General features: G+C 63.8%; 27 protein-coding genes and 1 tRNA gene. 18 read left to right on the forward strand and 10 right to left on the reverse strand.

All coding sequences use genetic code 11. The features are described 5' to 3' along the window. Positions 1-28 precede the first annotated feature (28 nt). The 6 genes from GRX03_RS04795 to GRX03_RS04820 are packed head-to-tail and all read right to left on the reverse strand — an operon-like array spanning position 29 to position 6,596. Positions 29-1,159, reverse strand: coding sequence for a sensor histidine kinase (locus tag GRX03_RS04795; protein ID WP_159763010.1), 1,131 nt, complete (start codon positions 1,157-1,159; stop codon positions 29-31). 44 nt (positions 1,160-1,203) lie between these two features. Then, entirely contained in the window at positions 1,204-1,773 is a 570-nt protein-coding gene (locus tag GRX03_RS04800; protein WP_159763011.1) for a response regulator, read from the reverse strand. Continuing rightward, positions 1,770-2,840, reverse strand: coding sequence for a PAS domain S-box protein (locus tag GRX03_RS04805; RefSeq protein WP_159763012.1), 1,071 nt, complete (start codon positions 2,838-2,840; stop codon positions 1,770-1,772). The genes GRX03_RS04800 and GRX03_RS04805 overlap by 4 nt, the downstream gene beginning before the upstream one ends. 43 nt (positions 2,841-2,883) lie before the next feature. Beyond that, on the reverse strand, positions 2,884-3,630 hold the full coding sequence (locus GRX03_RS04810; protein WP_159763013.1) for a metallophosphoesterase: 747 nt from the start codon (positions 3,628-3,630) through the stop codon (positions 2,884-2,886). Further along, a complete protein-coding gene (locus tag GRX03_RS04815) occupies positions 3,631-5,325 on the reverse strand; it encodes a hypothetical protein (RefSeq protein ID WP_159763014.1) in 1,695 nt (564 codons plus the stop codon). It lies immediately after the preceding gene. Next, positions 5,322-6,596, reverse strand: coding sequence for a Single-stranded DNA binding protein (locus GRX03_RS04820; RefSeq protein ID WP_159763015.1), 1,275 nt, complete (start codon positions 6,594-6,596; stop codon positions 5,322-5,324). Before GRX03_RS04820 ends, GRX03_RS04815 begins: the two co-directional genes overlap by 4 nt. A gap of 100 nt (positions 6,597-6,696) precedes the next feature. Here GRX03_RS04820 and GRX03_RS04825 point away from each other — a divergent pair, with 100 nt between their 5' ends. The 8 genes from GRX03_RS04825 to glmS all read left to right on the forward strand — a co-directional run bounded on the left by GRX03_RS04825 (position 6,697) and on the right by glmS (position 15,620). Then, positions 6,697-7,704, forward strand: coding sequence for a DUF2249 domain-containing protein (locus GRX03_RS04825; RefSeq protein ID WP_159763016.1), 1,008 nt, complete (start codon positions 6,697-6,699; stop codon positions 7,702-7,704). A 145-nt stretch (positions 7,705-7,849) separates the two neighbouring features. Then, complete coding sequence (locus GRX03_RS04830) at positions 7,850-8,782, forward strand: ABC transporter ATP-binding protein (protein WP_368277993.1); 933 nt, start codon at positions 7,850-7,852, stop codon at positions 8,780-8,782. Next, positions 8,779-9,615, forward strand: a complete 837-nt coding sequence (locus tag GRX03_RS04835; RefSeq protein ID WP_159763017.1) for an ABC transporter permease subunit — start codon at positions 8,779-8,781, stop codon at positions 9,613-9,615. The genes GRX03_RS04830 and GRX03_RS04835 overlap by 4 nt, the downstream gene beginning before the upstream one ends. A 53-nt stretch (positions 9,616-9,668) precedes the next feature. Next, positions 9,669-10,520 carry a hypothetical protein gene (locus GRX03_RS04840; RefSeq protein WP_159763018.1) on the forward strand — a complete coding sequence of 284 codons (852 nt, stop codon included), beginning with the start codon at positions 9,669-9,671 and terminating at the stop codon, positions 10,518-10,520. Between the two features lie 45 nt (positions 10,521-10,565). After that, positions 10,566-11,345 (forward strand): MOSC domain-containing protein, encoded by a 780-nt coding sequence (locus tag GRX03_RS04845; RefSeq protein WP_159763019.1) that lies wholly within the window; start codon positions 10,566-10,568, stop codon positions 11,343-11,345. A 61-nt stretch (positions 11,346-11,406) separates the two neighbouring features. Then, positions 11,407-12,474, forward strand: coding sequence for a phosphotransferase family protein (locus GRX03_RS04850; RefSeq protein WP_159763020.1), 1,068 nt, complete (start codon positions 11,407-11,409; stop codon positions 12,472-12,474). A 126-nt stretch (positions 12,475-12,600) separates the two neighbouring features. Continuing rightward, a complete protein-coding gene (glmU, locus tag GRX03_RS04855; protein ID WP_159763021.1) occupies positions 12,601-13,794 on the forward strand; it encodes a bifunctional sugar-1-phosphate nucleotidylyltransferase/acetyltransferase in 1,194 nt (397 codons plus the stop codon). Next, positions 13,794-15,620: a glutamine--fructose-6-phosphate transaminase (isomerizing) gene (gene glmS, locus GRX03_RS04860; RefSeq protein WP_159763022.1), complete on the forward strand. Its 1,827-nt coding sequence runs from the start codon at positions 13,794-13,796 to the stop codon at positions 15,618-15,620. Before glmU ends, glmS begins: the two co-directional genes overlap by 1 nt. A 7-nt stretch (positions 15,621-15,627) precedes the next feature. Here glmS and GRX03_RS04865 read toward each other — a convergent pair whose 3' ends face one another. Then, entirely contained in the window at positions 15,628-15,918 is a 291-nt protein-coding gene (locus GRX03_RS04865) for a 50S ribosomal protein L21e (RefSeq protein WP_159763023.1), read from the reverse strand. Positions 15,919-16,021: 103 nt separating this feature from the next. Here GRX03_RS04865 and GRX03_RS04870 point away from each other — a divergent pair. The 8 genes from GRX03_RS04870 to GRX03_RS04905 all read left to right on the forward strand — a co-directional run bounded on the left by GRX03_RS04870 (position 16,022) and on the right by GRX03_RS04905 (position 22,066). Beyond that, positions 16,022-16,093: transfer RNA gene (locus GRX03_RS04870), tRNA-Ala, on the forward strand. Between the two features lie 290 nt (positions 16,094-16,383). Next, positions 16,384-16,689, forward strand: coding sequence for a hypothetical protein (locus GRX03_RS04875; protein WP_159763024.1), 306 nt, complete (start codon positions 16,384-16,386; stop codon positions 16,687-16,689). Between the two features lie 85 nt (positions 16,690-16,774). Beyond that, positions 16,775-17,146, forward strand: coding sequence for a hypothetical protein (locus GRX03_RS04880; protein WP_159763025.1), 372 nt, complete (start codon positions 16,775-16,777; stop codon positions 17,144-17,146). A 301-nt stretch (positions 17,147-17,447) separates the two neighbouring features. Next, positions 17,448-17,915, forward strand: a complete 468-nt coding sequence (locus GRX03_RS04885) for a hypothetical protein (protein ID WP_159763026.1) — start codon at positions 17,448-17,450, stop codon at positions 17,913-17,915. A gap of 163 nt (positions 17,916-18,078) precedes the next feature. Further along, complete coding sequence (locus GRX03_RS04890; protein WP_159763027.1) at positions 18,079-18,597, forward strand: hypothetical protein; 519 nt, start codon at positions 18,079-18,081, stop codon at positions 18,595-18,597. A 344-nt stretch (positions 18,598-18,941) separates the two neighbouring features. Continuing rightward, positions 18,942-20,390, forward strand: a complete 1,449-nt coding sequence (locus GRX03_RS04895) for a PAS domain-containing protein (RefSeq protein WP_159763028.1) — start codon at positions 18,942-18,944, stop codon at positions 20,388-20,390. Positions 20,391-20,495: 105 nt separating this feature from the next. Further along, positions 20,496-21,770 carry an adenosylhomocysteinase gene (locus GRX03_RS04900; RefSeq protein ID WP_159763029.1) on the forward strand — a complete coding sequence of 425 codons (1,275 nt, stop codon included), beginning with the start codon at positions 20,496-20,498 and terminating at the stop codon, positions 21,768-21,770. A gap of 56 nt (positions 21,771-21,826) precedes the next feature. Next, positions 21,827-22,066 carry a glutaredoxin family protein gene (locus GRX03_RS04905; protein WP_159763030.1) on the forward strand — a complete coding sequence of 80 codons (240 nt, stop codon included), beginning with the start codon at positions 21,827-21,829 and terminating at the stop codon, positions 22,064-22,066. Here the strand turns inward: GRX03_RS04905 and GRX03_RS04910 are convergent. Continuing rightward, positions 22,057-22,491 (reverse strand): cupin domain-containing protein, encoded by a 435-nt coding sequence (locus tag GRX03_RS04910; protein ID WP_159763031.1) that lies wholly within the window; start codon positions 22,489-22,491, stop codon positions 22,057-22,059. The two genes, GRX03_RS04905 and GRX03_RS04910, sit on opposite strands and share 10 nt — an antisense overlap. Positions 22,492-22,580: 89 nt before the next feature. On the opposite strand from GRX03_RS04910, the gene GRX03_RS04915 reads away from it, so the two are divergent. Beyond that, complete coding sequence (locus tag GRX03_RS04915; protein WP_159763032.1) at positions 22,581-23,459, forward strand: hypothetical protein; 879 nt, start codon at positions 22,581-22,583, stop codon at positions 23,457-23,459. Between the two features lie 3 nt (positions 23,460-23,462). Here the strand turns inward: GRX03_RS04915 and GRX03_RS04920 are convergent, their stop codons facing one another. Continuing rightward, on the reverse strand, positions 23,463-25,595 hold the full coding sequence (locus GRX03_RS04920; protein WP_159763033.1) for a CDC48 family AAA ATPase: 2,133 nt from the start codon (positions 25,593-25,595) through the stop codon (positions 23,463-23,465). Positions 25,596-25,681: 86 nt separating this feature from the next. Between GRX03_RS04920 and GRX03_RS16875 the strand changes: the two genes are divergently transcribed. Beyond that, complete coding sequence (locus tag GRX03_RS16875) at positions 25,682-25,816, forward strand: DUF7128 family protein (RefSeq protein ID WP_267902756.1); 135 nt, start codon at positions 25,682-25,684, stop codon at positions 25,814-25,816. Here the strand turns inward: GRX03_RS16875 and GRX03_RS04925 are convergent, their stop codons facing one another. After that, a complete protein-coding gene (locus tag GRX03_RS04925; protein WP_159763034.1) occupies positions 25,817-26,242 on the reverse strand; it encodes a DUF5796 family protein in 426 nt (141 codons plus the stop codon). Between the last annotated feature and the right edge of the window lie 68 nt (positions 26,243-26,310).

Raw genomic sequence — 26,310 nt, forward strand, 5'->3', positions numbered from 1 at the left:
CGTGTGTCCCATCATCTTTGCCCCCCAGTCACCACGTCTCGGTTCTGATTTCGACCCGCGTGCCGGCAGACTCACCGAGGCTCACCTCCCAGTCGAGCGCTCCCGCGGCTTCCTCGACGAGGGCGAGGCCGTTGCCTTCGCGCTCGGAGACAGTTGTGTAGCCGCGGCCGAAGACGTACTCCCGTTCGTCTTCGGGGATACCCGCCCCGTCGTCCTCGACGTAGAATCCCTCTCCGTCGGGTAACGGGCCGACTGTGACCGTCCTCTCTCCCTCCGTGTGCACGACGGCGTTCTCGAGCAGCTGGTTGAGCAACATCCGGAGTCGTTCCGGTTCGGCGTACACCGTCATCGGTTCGACCTCCAGCGAGGCCGCCGGATCGTCGAGCAGGTCCCAGCACTCCCGGGCGAGCACCTCCAGATCGAGTTCCGAGCGCTCGTCGAGTTCCCGACCGGCTTTGACGAAGAGCACCCCCTCGTCGGCCAGCCCCTCGATCTGTTCCAGCGCCGATTCGACGTGTTCGATATGCTCGCTCTCACAGTCCATCCGAACGAGATCGAGCCGTCCGGCGGCGACGTTGATCGGATTGCCGAGGTCGTGCGAGACCAGCGAGCGCAGATCTTCGAGTCGCTCGCGCTCCCTGTCGAGTTCTCGTTCGGCCGTCCGACACTCGAACCCGGTCGCGAGGAGGTCGCTGATTCGCTCGAACGTCTCGGCCGTCTCCCCGTGTGAGATGTCGCCGTCCGTGTACAGGTGCAAGACGGCAGTACCGTCGAACGCGGGCAGCGGAATCGCGACCACCGACGCGGCCCCGGCTATCTCGCCGGCACCGCGGAGTCGGTTGTACTCGGGACTGTCCTCGGCCGGGAGGATCTGCACTGCTCCCGACGCCAGGGCGCTCTCGGTCGTCGAGTCGGTCAGCCCCGTAATCGTCTCGGGGACCGCCGGTGAACCCGCGTGAATCCTGACTGTCCCGTCGGTACGTCCGGTCCGCCCGATCCAGGCAGCCCTGTTTTCGGGTGGGTCGGTGAGTGCGTCCGGAACCGTGTGGCCGAGCGACGCCCTGTCGTCCGCCTCCGTCACGGCTCGGGAGACGGCGGTGAGCGTATCGAGGAGCCACGCTTCTGGCCGTCGGCCGCCCGATTCGTCGGCTGTTCCCATGCTACAACTACCCGTCCCGAACGACAAAATACCCTTCCCTTGCGCTACTGCTCGGAACCGATCATCTCGAAGACATCGTCTAGCTCCGACCGTTCCATCTCCCCGACGAGGTCGTGTGTCTCCGCCCGGAGTCGGTCGCGCCTCTCGACGAGTGAGCTGTACTCCTCGTGGTGTTCGAGCCGGGAGTCGGTCATCTCCGCTTCCAGCGTGGCGATCTTCTGGGTGACGCGGTAGAGTTCGTTCAGCCGCTGGTCGTACGCCCCCATCTCCGCGAGTCGACCGACGACCTCCCGGAGTTCGGACTCGTCGACCGGCTTCGAGATGTAGTGGTCGAATGGCATCTCGACGATCTCGAACTCCGGCGCGACGGCGGTGACCATGGCCACACGGCAGTCGTACCCCTCGGCGCGGATCCGCTCTAACACCTCGTCGCCGGACATCTCGGGCATGTGCCGGTCCAGCAACACCACGTCGACCTCGTCGCTGATCTGTTCGAGGGCCTCGGCGCCGCCGGTCGCCGTCAGCACCTCGAACTCGTCTCCCAGCCAGATATCGAACGCCTGGACGACGCGTTCCTCGTCGTCGACCGCGAGGACGAGCGGGCGCTCGCTCATGTTCGCACCTCGAATCGCGCCCCGCCGGACGCGCTTTCGGTCGCGCTGATCTCCCAGCCGTGGGCCTCTGCGATCTCTGCGACGATGCTCAGCCCGAATCCGGTCCCGTCCTCGTTGGTCGTGTAGCCGTACTCGAACAGCTGGTCGGCGTCGGTGTCACCGAACCCCGTGCCGTCGTCGGCGACGTAGAATCCTTCCCCGTCCGCGAGCGGGCCTATCTCGACGGTGAGCGTCGCCGGGTCGTCCGCCGCGGACGAGCGACCGTGCTCGACGGCGTTCCGGAACAGGTTTCCGAACAGCGCCTCCAACCGCTCCGGATCCGCCGAGACGGTCGGCAGTGACTCCCCGAACGTGAGCGTCGCGCCGTCGGTGTCGGCCGTCGACCACGCCCGTTCACTGACCTCGCGCAGATCGACTGGCTCCGTCTCGCCGACCGCCTGACCCTGCTTGGCCAGTGAGAGCACGTCTTCGATCAGCCGCTCCATCCGGTCGTGGATCTCGTCGAGTTCCTCCAGCGCCTCCTCGTCGCCCGCTTTCGCGACGGCCGTCGTCGCTTTGGCTGCCTGCAGGGGGTCTCGGAGGTCGTGTGAGACAAGACTCGCGAACTGCTCTAGGCGCTCGTTCTGGCGTTCGAGTTCGCGCTGCTGCTCGACGCGCTCGGAGATGTCCCGCATGATCCCCGAGAAGATCCGTTTCCCCTCGTAGGAGTGTTCCTCGAAGGTGATCGACAGCGTCACCTCGTGGCCGTCCTTGTGCAGGGCCGGCAGCCGGATGTTGTTCCAGTCCAGTTGGCGCTCGCCCGTCTCGAGATACCGCTGGACCGACTCGAAGTGGTCCGCCTGGAACCGCTCGGGCATGATAACCGTCAGTTTCTCACCGACGAGTTCCTCCGGTTCGTAGCCGAACACCCGCTCGACCGCCTGGTTCGCGTACAGGATCGTACTGTTCTCGTCGATCGAGACGATCGCGTCGGAGCCGTTCTCGACCAGCGAGCGAAAGAAGTCGGTGTCCCGGACGAGTGACTCGAGTTCCGCCGCCGACCCACCCATCTCCTCTGACGATGCCATCTTCCCTGTACGTTTCCGTGCCATCTGCATCAGTGTTGTGGGCTCACACCGACCGATACGGCCCGAGTCGTGTCCCGTCCAACAGGTACGCCTCCCCGTCGTCGATCCCCTCCGGGAGAAACGGCGAGAGAAACTCCTGACCTTCGACGTTGATCCACGTCCCGCCGGACCGGTCGTTGAAGACGGGAAAGACGACGAGTTCGCCGTCGACGGCCGCGTCCGGGACGGCATCCGCGAAGGCCTCGGGGGCGAGTTGTCCCCGGAGCCAGACGTGTTCCATCCGGCCCCCGCCGACGCTGTCCTCCAGCCTGACGACCGGATGTTCGTGGCCCTGACAGACGATATCGGCTTCGAGTACCTCCCGGCTCGGCCAGGTGTGGCCGTGGACGAACCCCAGCGAGCCGATTCGCGTCCCCTGTGGCTCGGTGACCGTGATGGGATGGGCAATCTCGTCGACGAAGCCTTCGATCTCGCCGTCGTGGTTGCCCTTGACGAGCGTCACCGGGACGGCGAGGGCGTCGAACAGCGCGCGCAGTTCGTCCCGTTCGCTGTCCCACGGATCCCCGACGGCGTGGATCAGGTCGCCGAGGATGACCAGCCGGTCGGCGTCCGTTTCGGCGAGCAATCCGAGGACGCGCTCCCGGCGCCGCTGTGCCTGTGAGTCGAGTTCGACGCCCTCGACGCGCAGGACACTCTCGATGCCGGCGTGGTAATCCGCGATCACGAGCAGGCGCTCGCTCCCGGTTCGGGCCACGGCCGCCCGCTCGTCGGGGATCGGTTCGACGGACATTCAGATCGGTTTCAGCGTGTCGTCGTCGGGCTCGTAACACTGCCCGTCCATCAGCGCCGACTGAATCGCCTCCTCGACGGCCTCGCTGTCGAGCCCGTAGCGTTCGCCCATCTCCGCGATCAGACGCTCCCGGTCGGCTCCGTCGCCGTCGTCCAGTTCGCCCATGAGATCGACGACGGCCCCCTGCGGATCCTCGACTGACCGCTCGCCGCCGTCCTCACTCGTCGATTCAGCCGGATCGGAGCCGTCGTCGGACTCTGCTTCCACATCCTCTGGCTCGCTCGTAGCAGTCGATTCTCCGGGGTCGGCCTCCGGCTCCGCGTCCACGTCGCCGGCCGCCCCGCTTTCGAGTTCGCTGTCGGTCGAGTCGGTCGTCGTCGCGCCCTCTTCGCCTGCGCTCGGCTCCCCGCCAGCAGAACCGGGCTCCGCCGCCTCCCGGTCGACCACGTCGGGATCGGGCGTCTCGATGCCGGCACTTCCGGGTTCGTCGACCTCGGTGCCGGACTGGAACTCGGTGCCGAACTCCTCTTCGATCTCCTCGCGGGTCTCCTCTTCGAGTTCGAACTCCCCGGGCTCGAACTCTCCGAGGTCGTCGACCTCGCCCGAGTCGCCGGTCCCGCCGACGGGGTCCGACTCGGCTTCCGAACCGTCGGCGCTCAGCGGCTCCGAGTCGACGGGGTCCGACGACGGCTCCGCCGGTGCGGAGTCCGCAGGTGACCCCTCGGTCGGCTCCGTCGACTCCGGAGTGGAATCAGAGGGTCCAACGTCGTCCGAACCCGACGCCTCTGTCGGCTCCGTGGTCGAAGTCGACGAGTCTGGCTCCTCCTGTGCGGTGAGTTCGGTCTCTGTTCGCCCGCCAGCGGAGTCGGCTCCGCTCGAAGCGGGTTCGTCTGCCGTCGCTGTCGCGCCATCCTGGCTCGTTCCGGAGGCGTCCGAGCCGCCAGTCTCGCCGCCTTCGTCGGGCAGCGAGAGGGTCGCGGCCAGGTCCGCCACGGTCACGCGCCCGTCGGCATCCGGGGCGGTCCCGAACTCTCCGACCTCGTCGAGGTCACCGGAGACGGTCCGGGCCGCGTCGAGGGCCATATCACGGACCGCATCGAGATACGTCGGGGTGGTCCCGTAGTGGTCGAGCGCGAGTTCGATCCCGTGAGCCAGGCCGTCGTCCGCGCCGCGTTCACCGAGTGCCGCCCGCAGGTCGGCGGCGTCGAGCCGTAGCGCCGTGGTCATCCAGCGGACCCGGTCGACGGTCTGTTCGGCCGTCTGGACGGTCCAGCGGTCCCGCGTCTCGCCGTCGACCTCGCTGATCGACTCCGGGCGGATCGACGTGAACACCTGATCGGAGTCCTCCGGCTGGAAGGTCCGGGCCTTCCCGGTGACGGCGACGAACGTCGGCGGGTCGAGTTCTTCGAGGACGGCCTGTTCGTCGGGCTGGTACTGGCCGGCGTACAGGACGAAGGCGCCGGTCGGATCGACGACTCGCGCCCGGAGCACGTCGTCGCTGACCTGTTCGACCTCGGTCAACACGCCGACGACGAACAGCCGGTTCGCTCGCGCGCCGGTCGGCGTGATCACGTAGTTCGGCGCGCGCTCCTCGTCGCTCTCGGAGTAGTCGTAGTCGGCGGCCTCGAACTCCGCGGCGAAGATCCGGTAGGCGACCTCCCGCTGGCCGGCGCCGCTTCCCTCCGACTCGCTCATGACTGCACCTCCGAGAGCAACCGATTCGCACGCTCCGCGGGGTCCTCCGCGTGCTCGACGAACTCCGTCGCTTCGAGGTTCGCGCCGAAATCGTCGACGGTCAGCGAGCCCCGGACGCGGTACTCACGACCGACGACGGTGTCTGCGATGGACTCCGCGACGACTTCGCGGTCCATCGCGTCGCGGGCGTGCTCCATCGCCTCCTGCAGTCCGCCGCCGTAGACCTCCGCCGTGAGTTCCTCGTCGAGAACGACCGTGACGGTGCCGGTCCCGTCGTCGAGGATCGCCTTCGTCCGCAGATCGTCCTCGCCGTCGACTGCGCCGTGGCTCCGACACTCGCCGTTCTGGGTGACGCGGCCGCACTCGGGACAGCGCTCGATCAGCCCGGATCCGTCGCGGATCGCGACCACGTTCCCGACCAGTTCCACGTCGTAGAGGCCGCCGTGATCGATGGCTTCCCGGATCGAGTACCGCGGGGCCGTCTCCGACACCTCGACCGTCCGGTCCAGCGGGGTCACCGTCGAGAACTCGGAGACGTTGACCGAGGGGACGCCCCGGAACTCCCGGATGAACGAGTCCTCGATGCGGACGCTCGCGCCGGTCTCGACCTCGGGGCGAGGCTCCCAGTCGGTGAAGGGGAGCTTTCCGGTTTCGTCCGCGAGTTCGCCGCTCAGAATCTCCGTCTCGCCGTCGCGGCCGTCGATCGTTTTCGACTCGCAGTCGAGGATCCGGACCTCGACGTTGACCCCTCTATCTCCCGGCGCGAGGTCGGCGAGTGCGGCGTCACCGCCGACATCGTAGGGAACCTCCAGTGTCGATTCCTCGCGCTCGACGGTCGTCGACTCTCCGAGGTTGAGTTCCGGCTGGTCGTCCCACTCCCGGACGCCCGCGTTCCCGACGGTCAGCGTGTCGCCGGCTTCGAGGCCGAAATCCTCCCAGGAGGTGTAGGAAATCTTGCCGGTCTCGTCGGCAACCTCTCCCTCGAAGATGACGTGTTCCTCGCCGTTGTACTGGATCGAGCGTTTGCCGACCGAGAGCACGCGGACCGTCACCGACACGTTGCTGTCGGTGGTGTCGATCTCCTCGATGTGCTTCGTCGGCACCGAGTCGCTCGAACTCTCCGCCCCGTCGCCGTACTTGCGACGGAGGCTCTGTTTCGCTTCGTCGACTGGCACGCTGTACGACAGCAGGTTGTCGAGATCCTCTTTGACCTCCTCCTTGTCGACGCCGAGGTCGGAGGCGAGTTCCTCGGCATGCTCTTCAAGCTCCATGTCCCCCGGTTCGGCTCCCACTCCTAAAATCGTTCGTGCTCGCCGACCGTCGAATATATTCGGGAGAGTCGTTTCCACGCCGGACCGACTGGATCGAGATATGAGCCGACAACTGGACCTCAGCGACGAGGCCGTCGAGGACTACTACGATCAACTGACCGCCGCGCTCGCCGAGTCGTCGGAGATAGAGGTAGTCGCGGACGCCGATCCGACGATCACGCTCAGACGCTACGAGATCGAACACCGCCAGCGGCTGCAGTGGACGGTCGACCGGGCCGGCGAGGACTGGGCGGTCACCGTCGAGGCGTCCGAGGAGATGGACGAGACCGCGCTACCGGCGTTCGATGTCAGATCGATCCCGCCGCAGCGACGCCACTCGGTGCTGACGGGCACCTTCGACGGACTCGACGCCGGCGACGGCTTCGTGCTGGTCAACGACCACGACCCCAAACCGCTGTATCACGAACTCCGCTCGCTGTACGGCGACATCGTCGACTGGGAGTACGAGAGTCGCGGCGGCGAGGACGGCTGGCGCGTCGAAATCACGAAAACCGACTCGGCCGACGGCGACGACAGCGACGTACACACGAAATTCGACGTTCGCGAAATTCCCAAGCACGAACGACACTCGACGATTCACCACCGCTACGGCATGATTCCCGAGGGCGAGGTCATGGAGATTGTCGCGCCACACGAACCCCGTCCCCTGAAAAACGAGTTCGACCAGCAGTACGGCGACTCCTTCAGTTGGGAGGTCGTCGAAAAGGAGCCGAACAAGTGCCGCGTCCAGATCACCAAAGGCGGCGATAGAACCGACGAAAGCGCCGATCTCGAGGTTGTCCGGGAACTCGACGTCCGAGATCTCCCGCCCGCACAGCGCCACGAACAAATCTTCGAGGCCTACGGCGAACTCGAACCCGACACCGGGTTCGTACTGGTCAACGACCACGACCCCAAGCCGCTGTACCACCAGTTCGAGGCCGAAGCCGGGCCGGAGTTCTACTGGGAGTACCAGAAACAGGAACCCGGCGAGTTCAGAGTCCTGATCGGCAGATCCGAGGCCGACCCCGACAGCGTCCCCGAAGACGGCCAGCGGGCGCCATTTTAGCCGGTATCGTCGCCTCGGCACGCTCGTTAGTGGCATACTCTTAAGTCAGAATCCGGTGTAGAGACAGCAGTATGAGTGCCCAGCCACGGTCGAATTTACCGATACTGAGTGTGGAAGAAACGCCAACGAACGCCGGTGAGCGGCCGTGACGGCAATCGAACTCTCCAGCGTCACCAAGCGGTTCGGTCCGGTAACGGCGGTCGACGACCTCACGCTGGCTATCGAGGACGGCGAAATCTTCGGCTTCCTCGGGCCGAACGGCGCGGGCAAGTCGACGGTAATCAGCCTGCTGTTGGATTTCATCCGGCCGACTGCGGGGACCGTCCGAGTGCTCGGCCGCGACGCACAGGCGGAGAGTCTCGCCGTGCGCGAGCGGACCGGTGTCCTTCCCGACGCCTACCACGTCTACGACCGGCTGACCGGGCGCCAGCACGTGGACTTTGCGATCCGCTCGAAGGGGACAGACGACGACCCGGACGCCCTGCTGGAACGCGTCGGGATCGAAGACGCCGGCGACCGGAAGGCCGGGACCTACTCGAAAGGGATGGCCCAGCGGCTCATGCTCGCGACGGCGCTGGTCGGAACGCCGGAGTTGCTCGTCTTCGACGAGCCGACGACCGGGCTGGACCCGACGGGTGCCCGGGAGATGCGCGATATCATTCGCGCCGAGCGAGACCGCGGCGCGACGGTGTTCTTTTCGAGTCACAGCCTCCACCAGGTCGAGGCGGTCTGTGATCGGGTCGGAATTCTCAACCGCGGGCGACTGGTCGCGCTGGACAGCGTAGCGGGTCTCCGCGAGCGAACCGGTGGTGGGGCCCGTCTGCGCATCACCGCCGATCAGATGTCGGACGCCGTCCTGAACACGCTCCGGTCACAGGATGGCGTCACGGCGGCAGAGGCCGACGGGCAGACGCTGCTGGTCACCTGTGACCCCGGTGCGAAGGCGGATGTCATCGCGACGCTCAGGGGATCGGGTGTCGATGTTGTCGACTTCGCGACCGAGACGACCTCACTGGAGGATCTGTTCATCGACTACACGACAGACGAACGGGCCGCCGCGCCGGGTGAGCAGCGATGACCTGGCAGGCCGTCGCCTACAAGGATTTCCAGGACGCGATTCGCTCGCGGATGCTGCTGGTGCTCACGGCGCTGTTTGCCCTGTTCGTCGGGTTGGCCGCGTTCGCCTACTCGGAGCTATCCGGCGGCGACCCCTCCGGCGGCGGGTTGCTGTGGGCGCTGTGGGGACCGTCCGCGCTGCTGGTCCCGATCATCGCGATTCTCGTGAGCTATCGCTCCGTCGCCGGCGAGCGCGAACTCGGCAGCATGCGGTTCCTGCTCGCCTTACCGCACACGCGACGCGCCGTCGTCTTTGGGAAGGTCCTCGGTCGGACGGCTGTCGTCGCCGTTGCCGTTCTCGCCGGGTTCGCTATCGGCGGTGCGATCATCTACGTCTCCTACGAACTCTCACCGTTCGCGTATCTCGGGTTCGTAGCAGGGACGATCCTGCTCGGGCTGGTGTACGTCAGCGTCGGCGTCGGTGTGTCGGCGGTGACGGGCTCTGTCTCCCGGGCGGCGGCGCTCGTCGTCGGCCTCTTCGTCTTCGTCCAGTATCTCTGGAGTTACTTCTGGCTGCTCGTCGTCTACGTCACAAACGGATTCGAGGTCCCCGGCTTCGAGGAGTTTCCCGCGTGGTTCGACGTTGCCGCCGCCCTGGGTCCGGGCGTCGCGTACAACGAACTGATGGTCTCGATTGCCAACCGCGATCCGAACAGCGACATCATCTTCGCCGGCCAGCTCGACGACGCGGCGATCCAGCTCCCGGACTGGTACCCGCTTTTCGTCTTCGCCGGCTGGACCGTGGTAACGCTCGGGATCGGCTACTGGCGGTTCGAGCGCGCGGATCTGACCTGACTCCCGCCCGTTCCAGTACGTTTATTTTTCGCAATCAGGTATCAGGAAACAGGATGGACCAGTGTCCCCACTGTGGTTCCCGTATCGACGACGGCGTCAAATGCCCGAACTGCGGGCAGTCCCTCGACTCCCTCCCCGAATACTCCGAAGCGACGACCGACCGTCCGGCAGTCCAGCAGAGCCGCCCTCCGACCGAAGTAGACAGCACCGTCGCTCCAATTGGCGGGGTCGAGCCGACTGACGGCCCCGGATCGCGCGAGGACGCCGACCGCGACGCGGCGGATCAACAGGCCGACAGAGACGCCGAGAGCGCCGGGCTGGGCACTTCGATCAGCCGCCGTGCCCTGCTCGGCGGCGCGGGTGCGTCGGTCGCGCTACTGGGCGTCGGCGGAGCGAGTTGGCTGTATCTGCGGGGCGGCGGTGCCGGCGACGATATCGTCCGGTCGTACGTGGATGCGATGGCTACCAACAACTGGTCACAGATCGAGCGACTGTATCACGAGGACTCTCCGGTCATCACGCAGATCGAAGAGAGCCAGGAGTTCGACGACTACGAGGGGTTTCTGGAATCGCGGGAGGTGCTCGAAACCTGGGAGCGACTCGAGCCGGAACTCGACGGTATCCAGGAGTTTTACCACGCGACGGAGGTCACCGAACAGTCTGCGAAGGAGATCAACGTCCAGATCAAAGCCGACGCCGTAGAGATGATCGACGAGGTTCGGTCCGTCATCGCTTTCGTTTCGGTCGAAGTCGGAGCTATCGACGAGGGGCGGGAGGACGCCGCCCAGTACTACCAGGACGGTCGGCTGAACCGGCCGTTGACCCACAATCTCGTCTCCATCGACGGTCAGTGGCACCTGTGGACGGTCCGCGGTATCGGACGGTTCAGACGACGGGGTTCGTGACGGCGAGACGACGATTTTTTCACAACTGTGGACCGACGTTCGCTGATGCCTGAAATCGAAAAGATCCGTGTCTATCCGGTGAAGGGTCTCGACGGGATCGAACTCGAACAGGCGGAGATCACCGACGGCGGAACGCTCGCCTACGACCGCGAATTCGCCCTCTTCGAGGACGACGAGATCGTCAACGCCAAAGACAGCGAGAAGTTCCACGACCTCTCGACGACGTTCGACCCCGAGCACCGAGAACTCGAAGTCACCGCCCCGGACGGCGAACGGCTCTCCTTCGCGCTCGCGACCGACGCTGATCGGGAACGCGCACAGGAGTGGTTCAGCGAGTACTTCGGAACGGAACTTCGGCTCCGACGGAACACCGAACTCGGCTACGTCGACAGACGGACGATGGGGCCCTCTGTCATCAGCACTGCGACCCTCGAAACGGTCGCTTCGTGGTTCGACGACCTGACCGTCGAGAGCGCGCGCCGCCGCCTGCGCGCGAACATCGAAATCTCCGGCGTCGAGCCGTTCTGGGAGGACCGATTCGTCGGCGACGACGCCCCCGTATTCGAGGCCGACGGCGTTCGGTTCGAGGGCGTGACGCCGTGTGGCCGGTGTGTCGTCCCCCAGCGGGATCCGGACACCGGCGAGCCACTCGAACAGTTCCGTCGACAGTTTATCGAGCAGCGCCGCGAGAGCTTCCCGGAGTTCGCAGACGAGGCGGCGTTCGATCACTTCTACACGCTGATGATAATCACGCGGATTCCAGAATCCGACCGGACGGAGCGCCTCGCCGTCGGTGATCCTGTCGAGGATATCGAGGCGGAATGAGGCGGATCGGTCGACTGGTCACCCGCAGTTTTTCGTATGGGGGCCTCGATAGGGGTAGACGATGACAGCAGACGACGATTATTTCGACCGATTGGTCGATGTCGACGCGCTGGCCGAGTTCCTCACAGAGGAACTCGGTCCCGTCGAGGAGTACGACGTATATCGCCACGAAGAGGGGCACTCGAACGAGACGCTGTTTGTCGACTGGGGGGACAGGGAACTCGTTATTCGGCGGCCGCCGCCGGGCGAAACCGCCGATACGGCTCACGACGTCCTCCGGGAGTACAAGGTCATCGACGCCTTGCAGGAGACGGACGTTCCCGTTCCGCCGACAGTCGCCGCCACGGACGACCACAGCATCATCGGCAGCGACTTCTACGTCATGGATCGACTGCGCGGTGCGGTGTTACGGGACTCCGAGCCCGAGACCTTCGCGAACGAACAGGCACGCCGTCGGATCGGTACCGAACTCGTCGACACGCTCGCGTCGATTCACGAACTCGACTACGAGTCCGTCGGACTCGGCGAGTTCGGTCGCCCGGCGGGGTACACACAGCGACAGGTCGACCGCTGGGGCAAACAGCTCTCGTGGGCCTTCGAGGTGACCGCCGAGGAGCGAGAGGTGCCGACGCTTGAGACGGTCGGGGAGTGGCTGCAGGAGAACTGTCCCGACGAGCACCCGCACACGCTCGTCCACGGGGATTTCAAACTCGACAACGTGATGTTCGATCCGGAGCCACCCGCGGAACTGCTCGCCGTCTTCGACTGGGAGATGGCGACGCTCGGCGACCCACGGGCCGATCTGGGCTGGATGCTCTCCTACTGGCGCGAGGAGAAAGACGAGACGACCAGCCGCGAGGAGTTCGTCAGCACGTTCATGACCCATCCCGACTACCCCACGCGGGAGGAACTGGTCGAGCGCTGGGAGGACCAGACCGGCTACGAGTTCGAACACGAGCGGTTCTACCGGGCGCTGGCGGTGTACAAACTCGCCGCGCTCGGCGAGATGTTCTTCAGGCGGTACCTGGAGGGCAACTCCGACGATCCGATGTACCCGCGGATGGAACAGCAGGTGCCGGACCTCGCGGACCGCGCACTTCGAATCATCGAAGGCGATGAGCCGTTGTAACACCAGATACTGACAGTATCTCCCCAATTCTCACCGTCGTTTTCGAGAAATTCCGAGGAGTTTCCAGCATCTGTGTCGATTGACGGAGCCCAAAGGTACAAACGGGAAGCCGGCTCACAATGACATATGGAACCCCGGACAGCAGTGGTCCTCGCCGCCGGAGAGGGGACGCGGCTACGGCCGCTGACCCAGAACCGCCCGAAGCCGATGCTTCCAGCGGCGAACCGGCCAATTCTCGAACACGTTCTCGACGCCCTCGTCGAGGCAGGTATCGAACGGATCGTTCTCGTCGTCGGCTACCGGCGCGAGCGCGTCCAGAGCTACGTCGGCCCGACCTACCGAGATGTCCCCGTCGAGTACGCCGTCCAGGGCAAACAACTAGGCAGCGGACACGCCCTCTCACAGGCGGCCGACGTCGTCTCCGAGCCGCTGTTGGTCGTCAACGGCGACCGACTCATCGAGTCCTCCGCCGTCGAGGCCGTCGCCACGGCGTTCAGCGAGTCCGGCCGCCCGGCCGCGATGGCGGTCATCGAGCGCGATCAGGCGAGCCGATATGGCGTCGTCTCGCTGGACGGCGACGAGGTGACGGAGTTGGTCGAGAAACCGGACTCGGAGGGACACGGCCTCATCAACGCGGGTGTCTACGCCTTCGAGGAGACGATTTTCGAGGAGATCGAAGCGACCTCCAGACAGTCGGGTGAACTCGCGTTGACGGACACGATCAGCCGACTCATCGATCGCCAGGCGGTCACCGGCGTTCCGATCGACGGTCTCTGGGTCGACGCGACATACCCGTGGGATCTGCTCTCGGTCGCGCAGGAGGTCTTCGAGCGGGGGCAGACGAGCGAGCCCGAATCAGCGCCCGGTGTCTGGGTCGACAACGAGGTCGGCGTCCACGAGGACGCGACTCTCCAGCCGCCGGTCGTCGTCGGCCCGGACTGTGAGATTGCCGCCGGGGCGGTGGTCGGACCGAACGTCGCGCTCTCGCGCAACGTCACCGTCGGCCCGAACGCGACGGTCGAGCGCGCCGTCGTCGACGAGGACAGCCGCATCGGCCACGGATCGACCGTCATCGACGCGGTCATCGGACAGGACACGGACCTGGGCGTGGGAACGACCATCCCCGGCGGACCGAGCGACGTTCGCGTCGGCAACCAGATCCACGAGGAACAGCAACTGGGCGCGGTTCTCGCGGACCGGGTCGAGGTCGCGGGGGGCGTCTCCTTCGAGCCCGGGACGCTCGTCGGGACGAAGGCCACGCTCGGGACCGGTGCACACGTCCGCGGCCACGTTCCCATCGGTGCGGAGGTGGTCCGCTGATGTGTGGCATCATCGGCTGTATCGGTCGCGGCGGTGAGACACTCGATACCCTCGTTCACGGGCTGGAAAATCTGGAGTACCGCGGGTACGACTCCGCCGGCGTCGCCGTCGGCGGCGACGACCTCGGCGTCCGGAAGACCAGCGGCAAGATCGAACAGCTACGGGAGATGCTCGACAGCGACCCCGTCTCCGGCACCGTCGGCATCGGACACACCCGCTGGAGCACCCACGGCCCGCCGACCGACGAGAACGCCCACCCCCACCAGGACTGTACTGGTGGCGTCGCGGTCGTCCACAACGGTATCATCGAGAACTACCAGAGCCTGCGCGACGATCTGACCGCCGCAGGACACACGTTCACGAGTGACACGGATACCGAGGTCGTCCCCCACCTGATCGAGGAAGAACTCGACCGGGGTGCGACGCCCGAAGAGGCCTTCCGGACTGCAGTCGGCCAACTGGAGGGGAGTTACGCCATCGCCGCGATCATCGACGGCACCGACGCGCTGTTCGCTGCTCGAAACGATTCCCCGCTCGTGATCGGTGTCGGTCTAGACGCGGAGGGCACCGGTACGATCGACGTGACCGAGGGGCCGTACTTCATCGCGAGCGACGTCCCCGCCTTCCGCGAGTTCACCGCACGGGTGATCTACCTCGAAGACGGCGAGTTCGCGCGGTTCGACGACGGCATCACCGTGACCGACGCCGAGGGTACCCAGGTCGAGAAAGCCGTCGAGACCATCGAGTGGGACGCCGAGGAGACCGGCAAGAGCGGCTACGACCACTACATGCTCAAGGAGATCAACGAACAGCCACGGGCGCTCAGACAGTGTCTCCGCGCCCGCGTCGACGAACTCGGGAGCTCCGTCGACATCGACACTGTCGGTGATCTCTCGCCGTCCGGCCTCCAGTTCGTCGCCTGCGGCACCTCCTATCACGCCGCGCTGTACGGCGCTCGCCTGTTCGAGCAGGCCGGGATCCCCGCGCGGGCCTACCTCGCCAGCGAGTACGCCACCTCACCGCCGCCGATCGGAGACGACCTGGTCGTCGGCATCACACAGAGCGGGGAGACCGCCGATACGCTCTCGGCGCTTCGCGAAGCGAAACGCCGCGGCGCGGAAACGCTCGCGGTGACGAACACCGTCGGTTCGACCGCAACCCGGGAATGCGATCACGCGCTGTACATCCGATCCGGGCCGGAGATCGGCGTCGCGGCAACGAAGACCTTCGCCGGCCAACTCGCCGCCCTCAATCTCTTCGCGCTCGCGACCGCCGAGGACAGCCAGACCCGTCGGTCGGTGATCCCGGCGTTGCGCGACCTTCCCGGCGACATCCAGAGCGTACTGGACAACTCGACTGCCGCGGAGATTGCCGAGCAGTACGCCGACGCCGAGTCGTTCTTTTTCATCGGGCGCCGGTACCAGTACCCCGTCGCTCTCGAAGGCGCACTGAAACTCAAAGAGATCAGCTACGAACACGCCGAAGGCTTCGCCGCCGGCGAACTCAAACACGGGCCGCTGGCGCTGGTGACCGACCAGACGCCGGTCTTCGCGCTGGTGGTCGGTGACGGCGAAATCGCCCGCAAGACCGTCGGCAACATCAAGGAGGTCGAGGCCCGCGACGCACCGGTCGTCGCGGTGACGGACGGACAGAGCGACGCGGAGTTGTACGCCGATCACGTCCTCGAAATCCCGGAGACACACCCGCGGGCGGCGGCGCTGTTGACGAACGTCCAGCTACAGTTGGTCGCGTATCACGTCGCGAACAATCTCGGGCGACCGATCGACAAACCCCGAAACCTCGCGAAAAGCGTCACTGTCGAGTAGAACAGACTTAGTTCGGAGTCGTCAGGTGGGCCGGTTTCGCGATGACGGTCTTCTCGACGTCGCCGTCGGTAATCTCGACCTTGTAGGCCTGGCCCTGCTCACCGATGACGGTCCCGACTTCGCCGTTGAAGCGCGGGTGGAACCGGCCTTCCTGCACGCTCGGGTCCAGCGAGAGGTGGACGGTGTCGCCCGCCTCGAACTCCTCGACGGCCTGCTGTGGCGGAGAGGTTCCCTGATCCCGTGGATCGTTCTGGAGTTTGTGCCGCGTGCCCTGCTGTGGTCCATTCGAGTTTGGCATTCGTAGGGCCTTCTAAACCAGTCGGCGTTATAAAACGTGCGTTCCGTCCCCGGCGACCCGTTCCGATGGGTTTAAGCAAGGCCACCGGAAATTCAGGGGTGGAGGGCTCGTAGATCAGTGGTAGATCATCCCCCTGGCACGGGGAAGGCCCCGGGTTCAAATCCCGGCGAGTCCACTTCCTTCGCTCACTGCGTTCGCTCAGTCGTTCCCTCGCCGACCTCCGGCTTCGCTCAGTCCCGGCGAGTCCATTTCTGAACGAAGTGAGGAAACGACGAGCCGAGCGTCGCAAACTATTCTGTTTCGCTCAGTCCCGACGAGTCCACTTCCTTCGCTCACTGCGTTCGCTCAGTCGTTCCCTCGCCGACCTTCGCGAAACCTCCGGTTTCGCTCAGTCCCGACGAGTTCCGACTCACGACAGATGTCCAACACACGAACTACGTTCGATACCAGTCCGACTGCTATCTGTTGACAGGCGAGTCCAGAGGTGGCTTCGGGACCGGACTGATCGCAACCTTCGTCTCGGCCTTCGGCGTTCTCCTCGGAGTGGTCCTCGCCTTCATCAGTGCCGTCTGTTGGGCAGCCGACCCGTTCAAACCCCCGGCGGCACTGTGCTCCGGGTTCGGTTCAGCCCTCGCCTTGGCTCTCAGCGGCGGCGCGGGACTGAGCCAACTACTGGGGATCCCGGCGTCGGTTCTCGTCCTCGTCTGGGCCGGCTTGACCGTTCGCGAGCGTTCGATGGCGGAGAGTTTCCACGAACGGATGACTTCGTAGCTACCGTCGGACAGCCCTGCCGTCTCTCACCTGGCGGAATATGCGTACCGAACCGGTGTCGTGAGATCCCTCCTCCTCCACGGCTTTGAAAACACTGAGCCTCGGACGGGTATGCAGCGTATTCTTGTGTATACTCTCGCGCGAGAATCCCGCTGACCAGTTCGCTCGGTGCAAAGTCGAGTCCGTCGACGATCTCGAACAGCCCGTCGAGGACGCACTGGAGAACATTGTTACCCCGAACGTCGAATCGACGCTCGACGAGCCTACTGAGTTCGGTGTTCTGATCAACTACCTTGGTGCGTATCCCGTCTGGAGCCTCCCGACTGACGAGCTATCGGCTCCCAAACTCGACGATTCAACTACTGAGTTTGGACAGGCACACCAGCTATTGGAATCGAGAGGTGACCGACCACCGCCGATCAAAGAATACTGGGATTCACAGGCTGTCGATGATTGATCTGAGAGAGACATCTACGATGCTATTACGCAAGTCGTGACCAGTCAGTACGGGACACTCACGTACCGGATGACAAACTCGAAGAGAGCGCGGATGGGCTAGCACTCTTAGTCATGAGGGAAGCCCACAGTGCTGAACTTATCGAGGAGAACAACGATGAAGAGTGCCATTCAAGGCTGAGGAAACTGCTCGGGCTCGACTTATCCTCTCAGACCACACCGGACGGTTGTTTCACGGTGGTACGTTTTAACCCGGAAATGGACATCAATTGATATATGTCCATTAGAAAGACGTTTTAAGTATGAAGCGGCGAAAGTATCTTTCAGCAGTAAGCGTTGTATCAGCAGCCTCATTGAGTGGGTGTTTATTCAATCTCAATCAGTCAACAGTCCAGTTAGGCGGCGTTGTCGCTGCAAACTATCGTGACGAGACACAGAGTCTAGAGATTACTATACGCGAAGATGACACAGAACACCAGCATGTGGAGTTAGATCTACCACCCGCCTCGGAGACCGAAGATGGATTTGCTATTCAGGCTCTAGAGTGTACGTGGCCTGCCGAGGAGGGTGCTTTTATTATCGAGAGCAGAGCCAACGATGAAGAATTCACCTTGGACTTAGCAGCTGAGACTGCGGATCGAGAGTCGAATTGTTTTGTTGTTTCGGTCACCATCGATAGAATCTTTTCTGGATTAGGTTGGTCTATTACGCCGTGCGAAGACGTTTCTAACCCTGACACCAACGTATTGTGTGGATTTGTCGACGAGTGAATCTCCGGCGAGTCCACTCGGGTTTTCTCGCTGTGTCGGAGAAGCAACTGACACGTTATAATTATCTCGTATAATCTCTCCGAGTGTAACTACCGCGAGCGATAATATTTATGCGGTACGTAGACGCACAAAATATTCACCACATAAAATTGATTGGACAACTATGGACATCGAAACCACGCGCCGGTCAATGTTGGTGCTGTCTGCTGCGGTCACCTGTGGCTTCTCGGGGTGTTCGACCAGCGAGGGGAACAAGTCATCAAACTCAGATAATAGCCACGCTGAAGAAACAAATAACACGGAAGATACTGGTTCATCAGGTGGATGTGATATTGAACTCCGGAGAAAACAGGGAGAGGCACCCCCGATTGAGACAGTTGTTTCAGATGAAGAGTACGAGTCACCCTGCATAACTGGTGCGACAGAGGCGGCATACAACGAAATTCAACCGAAACTGCCGGAGGAAGGGACTGTGACGGGGACATCCTCCTTCACGGCCTCTGGCGGGGAGTCAATTATACGGATAATTATCTTTGGCGAGTGTAGGAGATCAAACATCTTTGCGGATGTCGTTTCGATCACTCCAGAATCTGTGCTCGTGACTGTACTGGGAGAAAGTGGCGAAAATAGAGACTGTAGAACCGAAATATATGTCGAAGAGAACATAGAGGGCAGTGATTGAGCACGATTTTAATTCTCAGGCAACAGTCAGGAACCGAGAGAGTTCCGTTCGAAGAGAATTCGTGACACTCGCGTTTCCCGCCGAACTTCGGTTTTTTTATTCCGTACGTTGTTCCTGATTTTGGTCAGAAGCCCGAGTGAGTGCGCTCTGTTGAGCCACTTGGTTTTCCGACTCGTCTCTCACAGACTCCGCCCGTTCGTCAACCACTCGACGGCGGTAGGTTACAGCGAGTGGTGTTAGAACCCGCTATCTCCTCTGCCGACCTGCTTTAACTCTCTCATCAGAATTTGTGTTTTATTTATATATGCCCATCCTTTTACTCCTCGCTAGTGTGATACTAACACATGAGGCTCCGAGAGAGTTCGCTATCAGTCGTCCTCTTCGGCGCTGTGTTGTTCTCTTTCGCCACAGCGTACCATCTATTCGAGATTTTCACTATCAACTCGGTGCTGCCACCGATTGTTGCGTGGCTTATGGACGGGGGACTGGCGGTCGGGGTGATCGTTCTGGGGTGGCGGCTCACCGAGGCGGAGTTCTCTGCCGCGGAATCCGAGACGACAGTCCGCTGGATGCTCGTTGGGGCCGTCGCGGGCGGCGCGTTGATTGGGATGACGTTTGTCGTCCGACTCGTCGAGGGGCGAACGCTGTCTGAGCCGGTCTTTCCCCTTCTCGTCGGTATCAACGGCGGGGCACTGTTGGCGACGTTTGCTGGCTACTACGCTGCTCGCTCGGAGGCGGCAGCGCGACGGTTCGAGGGAATATTCAACAACACCTACCAGCTCACCGGCTTGCTGGCGAACGATGGCACAATCGTCGAGGCGAACGAGACGGCCCTCTCGTTCGGAGGGTTGGCCCGTGAAGATGTCGTCGGCAAGAAGCTCTGGGAGACTTACTGGGTCGAGCCATACACGGAGTCACAGCAGATCATCGAGGCGGCGGTAACTGACGCGTGCGAGGGGGAACTGTTCAGAGATCAGATCAAGATCCGCGGCGAAACCGGGAGCGCGATCATCGATTTCTCGGTCCGACCGATGTACGACGACTCGGGAGAGGTCGTCCAGCTCATCGTGGAAGGACGAGACATTACGAAGATTCAGCGCCAGAAGGAGTATCTCAGTGTCCTGCACAGGTACCTCCGGCACAATCTCCGGAACGACCTCAACACGATCCAGGGGTACGCGGTGCTACTGCTCGAGAAGTTAGAGGCCGAACCACACACCGAGCGTGCCAGGACGATCCACCAGACCGCGACGGAACTCAGCCACTCCTCGGAACTCGTCAAGCAGGTCTCCGAGGTAACGGGTGAGGAGAGTACCGACGTATACCCTCAGGAGTTAGCCCGTCTCGTGAACAGAGGATGCGACCAGGCATCGATTGCGACCTCACGCTTCAGCGTCGACGTCCCGTCCGGACAGACTGTCTACGTCGACGACCGGATTCATCTGATGTTCGAGGAGTTTCTCAACGCACTCGGTGACCATCTCGAAGACGACGGCGAGATCAGAATCACGCACGGTCAAGGGGACGAGCAGGTTCACCTGGAGATTAGCTGTCGTGGATTCACCATCCCGCCCGCGGAGCTTTCGGCGTTCGATTCGGTGAACGAACGCACCAGCACGCACCACCCGGACGGGATCCGGTTCTGGCTGCTCAAGTCCGTCGTCACGGAGTGTGGTGGACGTATTACGTACGACACGCGGTCCGGTGAGGGAACGAACATCACGCTCACGTTCGTCGACGGTTCCAAGGAGATGGAAGTGACTGTCCCGCCAGTCCAGCAGACGGCCGGCTAAGTGGGCCCGTCCGCTCTCGACTTCTGTTGCAGGCGGCCCCACATAGATCGTCCTCTCTCCGACTGCTTCGGTACAGTTATCCCATCTCTAGCCCACGTGTGGAGTATGACTGCACCCATCAGCGAACAGCTCCCGGCCGACGAACTCCGGGAGGAGGGACAGCGGAAGATGGAGTGGGCTCGCCAGCACATGCCGATTCTCGACTCGCTGCGCGAGGAGTTCGAGGAGAACCAGCCGTTCGCGGGCGAGCGCATCGGGATGGCGATGCACGTCGAGGCGAAGACGGCGGTTCTCGCGGAGACGCTCGCCGCGGGCGGCGCGGAGGTCGCTATCACCGGTTGTAACCCGCTCTCGACGCACGACGACGTGAGCGTCGCGCTCGATGCCGTCGACGGGGTCACCTCCTACGCGAAACGCGGTGTCGACGACGATGAGTACTACGAGGCGATGGAGGCGGTCATCGACCACGAACCGACGATCACCGTCGACGACGGTGGCGATCTGGTCTTCGCGATCCACGAGGAGTACCCCGAACTGATCGATACGATTCTGGGCGGTTGTGAGGAGACGACCACCGGCGTCCACCGACTGCGCGCGATGGACGACGACGGTGCCCTGGAGTATCCGATGTTCGCGGTCAACGACACGCCGATGAAACGGCTGTTCGACAACGTCCACGGCACCGGCGAGTCCTCGCTCGCGTCGATTGCGATGACGACGAACCTCTCGTGGGCCGGCAAAGACGTTGTCGTCGCCGGCTTCGGCTACTGCGGGAAAGGCGTCGCGCGCAAGGCCGCCGGGCAGAACGCGAACGTCATCGTCACCGAGATCGACCCGCGACGGGCCCTCGAAGCCCACATGGAAGGGTACGACGTGATGCCGATGGACGAGGCCGCCGCCGAAGGCGACGTGTTCATCACGACCACCGGCAACCGCGACATCATCGTCGACGAGCACTTCGACGCGATGGACGACGGTGTCGTTCTCGCCAACGCCGGCCACTTCGACGTCGAAATCGATCTGGAGGCCCTCGAATCCAAGGCCGTCGACAGCTACGAGGCCCGCGAGGGGATGCAGGCCTACGAGATGGCCGACGGTCGTCGCCTCCACGTCCTCGCGGAAGGACGGCTCGTCAACCTCGCGACGCCGGTCTCGCTCGGCCACCCCGTCGAGGTGATGGACCAGAGTTTCGGTATCCAGGCCGTCTGTGTCCGGGAGATCATCGAGAACGGCGACGAGTACGACGCCGGCGTCCACGAGGTTCCGGACGCCCTCGACCGCGAGGTGGCGGAGATCAAACTCGACGCCGAAGGCGTCGGTATCGACGACCTCTCGGACGAGCAGGAAGAGTACATGAACAGCTGGCAGCACGGCACCTGATCCCCGGAGCCACGGTCTGCCGTGTCTTTTAGTGAGTCCGGCACGGAGTAGTCGGTATGACACTCACGCTGTACCGACTGGAGGGCTGTCCGTTCTGCGAGATGGTCGTCGACAAACTGGACGAACTCGACCTAGAGTTCGAGAGCGTCTGGGTCGAGGGGCTGCACTCCCGGCGAGACGAAGTCAAACGGGTCTCCGGCCAGCGAGCCGTTCCGGTGCTGATCGACGAAGACCACGGCGTCACGATGGCCGAATCGGAACGCATCAACGAGTATCTCGAAACGACCTACGCCTGATCGTCCAGCGCGTCGTCGATTTCCTCGTCGTCGAGGCTGTGCGGGTCCAGCCCCGGGTCTTCGACGCTCGGCGCGCCAATCGCGAGTACGGTTCCGCCGCCCTCGCTGATACAGCGGTGGCCGTGGCCGATCATCGGCTCCGCGACCCACGCCGTCCCCGGCCCGGCCTCGACGAACTCCTCCTCGTCCGACCGGCCGAGTTTCAGCGAGAACTCCCCCTCCATGATGTAGTAGACCTCCTCCTGTTCGGAGTGCGCGTGAAACTGGATCTCCTCGCCCTCCTCGAAGTACCACAGTTTCAGCGACACGTTCTGGAGGCCGAGTGCCTCGTCCAGCGCCCGAATATCCAGATCCGGCGGAATCTCTTCGATCTCCGAGAGATCTGTGATCGGTACATCCTCCGTGTCGGCGACGTTGTACTCCATACGCGTTGGGTCCACGACGCCCGGGGACAAATAGCTACGGCCGGGCCGAACAACGAGACTTATACCGCCTGACCGTTCGGAGTTCTAGTATGAGCGAGAGCAGTCCAGATTGGTCCCGACGACAGATTCTTCAGTACGGGGGAGTCGGTGCCGCTCTGGCAGTGGCCGGCTGTAACAGCCCAGGTAGCTCGACCGGGGACGGCTCGGAGCAGCAACCGGGTAGCCTGGCGGCACAGTTCGAACTCGCCGGTAACGGGGCGGAGGGGTTCCGACCGTGGCTCGACCCGGCGTTCACGATAGATCCACAGACCGAGGGACGGCGCCGACAGCTGTACCAGTTCATCGACTACGACCTGATCCCCAGGCAGGGGATGGAAGAGCAGAAACAGCGTCGCGCCGCCTACGCCGAGCGGATCGGGATCGCTCCCGAGAGCGTCAACCGGGAGCTTCTGCTCGGCCCGGTCGAAGGTGCCCTTCCGTATCGCGCCCTGTTCGGTTCGTTCGACAGCACGACACTAGTCCAGAGCTTCGAGAACAGTGATTTCCAGCGGACGGCCGAACCCGGTGAGTTCGTCGTTTTCGACGACACGTTCGCGATCAGCGACGAGGCGATCATCGAACACCCGAGCGTCGTCGACCTTATCCAGGGACGACAGGAGGAGAAGCCGCCGTTCGAGGGAATCGACGAGGAGATGGAGATTCTGTTAGATCTCGTCCCCGCCGGCCCGCAGGTTACGATCAACAGCCGAGACGACCTGGACGACGTCGTCGTCGACGGCCTGACGATCATCCGGCTGAACGGCTCGGTCGCCACCTACTCGATGCGGACGCTGGTCTTCGAGGACGAGTCGGCGGCCACGAGCGAACGCGTCCGAGAGCTCGATATCGAGAACAGCGCCCGAAACGAGGTGCTGACCGAGGAGATCCACGGTCGGGTCGCGATGATCGAATCACAGCGGAGCGGATAACCGCTACTGCTGGTCGTCGAGTTGCTGTCGCGCCTGCTCGAAGTGATCGGCTTCGACGGTGATCGCCTCTGCGCGCTCCTGTGCCTCTGCGGGCTCGATTTCCGTCGCGACTTCCCGGACGGCGCGCATCGACGCCTCACGGACGAGTGATTCGAGTTCTGCGCCCGAGTAGCCGGCCGTCTGTTCGGCCAGCGTATCGATGTCGATCTCCTCACCGAGCGGGGTGTCTGCGGTGTGGACGGCGAGAATTTCCCGCCTGGCGGCCTCGTCGGGGTTCGGCACTTCGATGTGCTGTTCGAGGCGGCCGGGCCGCAACAGCGCCGGATCGAGCTGGTCGTAGCGGTTCGTCGCCGCGACGACGACCAGTTTCGGGTGTTCGGCCGCCCGGTCCATCTCCGTCAGTAGCTGGGAGACGACCCGCTCGGTGACCTCGTGGCCCTCGCCTCGACGGTTCGCGACGGCGTCGATCTCGTCGAGAAAGATGATCGCGGGGGCGGTCTGTCTGGCCCGGTCGAACAGCTCTCTGATCGTCTTCTCCGTCTCGCCGACGTACCGATCCAGAAGCTCCGGCCCGGCGACGCGGATGAAGTTCACGCCGCTCTCGCCGGCAATCGCCTCCGCGAGCAGGGTCTTCCCGGTTCCGGGCGGACCGTACAACAGCACGCCGGACGGCGGATCTGTCGACGCGGCCTCGAACAGCGGGCCGTACGCCAGCGGCCACTCGACGGCCTCGCGCAGCCGGTCTTTCGTCTCGGCCAGTCCCCCGACATCCGCGAAGGTCGTCTCGGGTGATTCGGCGACGTACTCCCCCATCGCTGAGGGGTCGACGCCGGTGAGAGCCGTCTCGAAGTCATCGGCCGTGACGGTGAGCGTCTCGATCCCCGGACCGTCGGAGTCGTCTGTCTCCCGCTCGGTTCGACGGAGCGCGACCATCCCGGCCTCGCGGGCCAGCGAGGCGATGTCCGCGCCGACGAACCCGTGGGTCCGGTCGGCGAGCGCATCCAGATCGACGTCCTCGGCCAGCGGCATGTTCCTGGTGTGTACGTCCAGAATCTCCCGTCGCCCCTCGATTCCGGGCACGCCGATCTCGATCTCGCGGTCGAACCGCCCGCCCCGACGCAGCGCCGGATCGATCGCATCGACGCGGTTCGTCGCCCCGATGACGACGACTTCCTCGTTCTGTTCGAGCCCGTCGAGCAGCGTGAGTAGCTGCGCGACGACCCGGTTTTCCATGTCCGCTTCTTCGTCGCGAGACCCGGCGATCGAATCCACCTCGTCGAGAAAGACGATTGCCGGGGCGTTTTCGCGGGCGCGCTCGAAGGCACCTCGGAGCTGTTCCTCGGATTCACCCTTGTACTTCGAGACAATCTCCGGGCCGTCGATGGTCTGGAAGTGGGCGTCGACCTCGTTGGCGACTGCGCGGGCGATGAGCGTCTTTCCCGTTCCGGGCGGCCCGTGCAGCAACACGCCTTTCGGTGGATCGATCCCCAGCCGCGTGAACAGCTCCGGCTCGGACAGCGGCAGTTCGATCATCTCCCGCACTAACTCCAGTTCCTCGTCCAGCCCGCCGATGTCCTCGTAGGTCGTTCCGGTCTCCGGCTGGTCGTCCGACTCCCTGCCGTCGTCGGGCGCGGGCTCCCCTGGCGAGGCAGTCTCGGGGTCGACCCGCACGCTCGTCGATTCGGTCACCCTGACCGATCCCGACGGCGTCGTCTCGGTCACGACGTAGGGGCCGTAGCCGTCGATCCGGACCTGTTTGCCGACCCTGACGAGTCGGTCGACCAGCCCCTGTCTGACTCCCTCGTCAGCGGGGGCGTCGTCGGCGTGTTCCGTCGCGGGTTGGAGGGTTACTCGGCGGGCGTCCTCAACGGAGGCTTTCTGGACGCGGACGGTATCGCCGATGTTGACGTCGATACTAGCTCGCGTGTCGCCGTCGATCCGAACGATTCCTTCCTCGTCGTCGCTCGGCCAGACCTTCGCGACGGTCATCTGGTCGGCCTCGATGATGATCGGATCGCCGCTCAACACCCCGAGTTCGCGCTGGATGTCCGGGGACAGGCGGGCGATTCCCCGCCCGGCGTCGCGCTTGCGGGCACCCTCGACGCGGACCTCGACGGCTCCGTCACCGGTTGTCATTACCCGCCGTACGGCCGGCAGTTAATTAAGCCATGCTCACCGTTTCCGGAGAAACGACTATATCGGATTGTCACAGAGCTTCGAATATGGTCACGACAACCACGCGGGACGAGATGACGTGGTACGAGTGTGAGTACTGTGGCCTGCTGTTCGACATGGAGGAAGACGCACGGGAACACGAACAGAACTGCGACGCCGAGGAGCCCTCCTACATCCAGTGATCACTCCGCCGGCAGGAGTTCGTAGGAGTGTTCGCTGAACTGGTCTTCTTCGAAGACGAACACCCGACCGGACAGGTCCGGTTCGACGACGATCTCGCTCCGAAGGTTGCCGCCGCGGACGATCACCCCCGGGAACAGTGTCGTCTCCTCGCCGGCCTCCAGTAGCACCCGGCCGACGCCGGTCCCCTCCAGGATCTCGGCGTCCGTCCGGCGTTCGTTGACGTACAGCAACACGCCGCTGGTCTCCGACTCGTCGACGACGAGCACGTGGGTGTCCTTCCCGGGGGCGGTCTCGTGAGGCGACTCGACCCGCTCGGGCACCCCGCGGTAGAGCACCTCCCTCCCGTCGGTGTACTCGACGACGACTCCCTCCTCGACGAGGTCGACCGACAGCGTATCCGGCGGTACTTCCCTGAAATCGCTCATACGAGGACTTCGCCGTCCGTGAGTAAAAACGACGGTATTCTCACTGCTGGGGACCGCTCTCGAACGCA

It is taken from the genome of Halovenus carboxidivorans, assembly GCF_009831575.1.
Lineage (GTDB): Archaea > Halobacteriota > Halobacteria > Halobacteriales > Haloarculaceae > Halovenus > Halovenus carboxidivorans.

Coding starts and splice junctions, on each gene's coding strand:
- GRX03_RS04835 (WP_159763017.1), top strand. CDS start 8,779: ATGACCTGGCAGGCCGTCGCCTACAAGGATTTCCAGGACGCGATTCGC.
- GRX03_RS16875 (WP_267902756.1), top strand. CDS start 25,682: ATGGTCACGACAACCACGCGGGACGAGATGACGTGGTACGAGTGTGAG.
- GRX03_RS04865 (WP_159763023.1), bottom strand. CDS start 15,918: ATGCCAAACTCGAATGGACCACAGCAGGGCACGCGGCACAAACTCCAG.
- GRX03_RS04850 (WP_159763020.1), top strand. CDS start 11,407: ATGACAGCAGACGACGATTATTTCGACCGATTGGTCGATGTCGACGCG.
- GRX03_RS04900 (WP_159763029.1), top strand. CDS start 20,496: ATGACTGCACCCATCAGCGAACAGCTCCCGGCCGACGAACTCCGGGAG.
- GRX03_RS04905 (WP_159763030.1), top strand. CDS start 21,827: ATGACACTCACGCTGTACCGACTGGAGGGCTGTCCGTTCTGCGAGATG.
- glmU (WP_159763021.1), top strand. CDS start 12,601: ATGGAACCCCGGACAGCAGTGGTCCTCGCCGCCGGAGAGGGGACGCGG.
- GRX03_RS04920 (WP_159763033.1), bottom strand. CDS start 25,595: ATGACAACCGGTGACGGAGCCGTCGAGGTCCGCGTCGAGGGTGCCCGC.
- GRX03_RS04800 (WP_159763011.1), bottom strand. CDS start 1,773: ATGAGCGAGCGCCCGCTCGTCCTCGCGGTCGACGACGAGGAACGCGTC.
- GRX03_RS04840 (WP_159763018.1), top strand. CDS start 9,669: ATGGACCAGTGTCCCCACTGTGGTTCCCGTATCGACGACGGCGTCAAA.
- GRX03_RS04825 (WP_159763016.1), top strand. CDS start 6,697: ATGAGCCGACAACTGGACCTCAGCGACGAGGCCGTCGAGGACTACTAC.
- GRX03_RS04915 (WP_159763032.1), top strand. CDS start 22,581: ATGAGCGAGAGCAGTCCAGATTGGTCCCGACGACAGATTCTTCAGTAC.
- GRX03_RS04890 (WP_159763027.1), top strand. CDS start 18,079: ATGGACATCGAAACCACGCGCCGGTCAATGTTGGTGCTGTCTGCTGCG.
- GRX03_RS04815 (WP_159763014.1), bottom strand. CDS start 5,325: ATGAGCGAGTCGGAGGGAAGCGGCGCCGGCCAGCGGGAGGTCGCCTAC.
- GRX03_RS04820 (WP_159763015.1), bottom strand. CDS start 6,596: ATGGAGCTTGAAGAGCATGCCGAGGAACTCGCCTCCGACCTCGGCGTC.
- glmS (WP_159763022.1), top strand. CDS start 13,794: ATGTGTGGCATCATCGGCTGTATCGGTCGCGGCGGTGAGACACTCGAT.
- GRX03_RS04805 (WP_159763012.1), bottom strand. CDS start 2,840: ATGGCATCGTCAGAGGAGATGGGTGGGTCGGCGGCGGAACTCGAGTCA.
- GRX03_RS04925 (WP_159763034.1), bottom strand. CDS start 26,242: ATGAGCGATTTCAGGGAAGTACCGCCGGATACGCTGTCGGTCGACCTC.
- GRX03_RS04810 (WP_159763013.1), bottom strand. CDS start 3,630: ATGTCCGTCGAACCGATCCCCGACGAGCGGGCGGCCGTGGCCCGAACC.
- GRX03_RS04885 (WP_159763026.1), top strand. CDS start 17,448: ATGAAGCGGCGAAAGTATCTTTCAGCAGTAAGCGTTGTATCAGCAGCC.
- GRX03_RS04795 (WP_159763010.1), bottom strand. CDS start 1,159: ATGGGAACAGCCGACGAATCGGGCGGCCGACGGCCAGAAGCGTGGCTC.
- GRX03_RS04910 (WP_159763031.1), bottom strand. CDS start 22,491: ATGGAGTACAACGTCGCCGACACGGAGGATGTACCGATCACAGATCTC.
- GRX03_RS04895 (WP_159763028.1), top strand. CDS start 18,942: ATGAGGCTCCGAGAGAGTTCGCTATCAGTCGTCCTCTTCGGCGCTGTG.
- GRX03_RS04845 (WP_159763019.1), top strand. CDS start 10,566: ATGCCTGAAATCGAAAAGATCCGTGTCTATCCGGTGAAGGGTCTCGAC.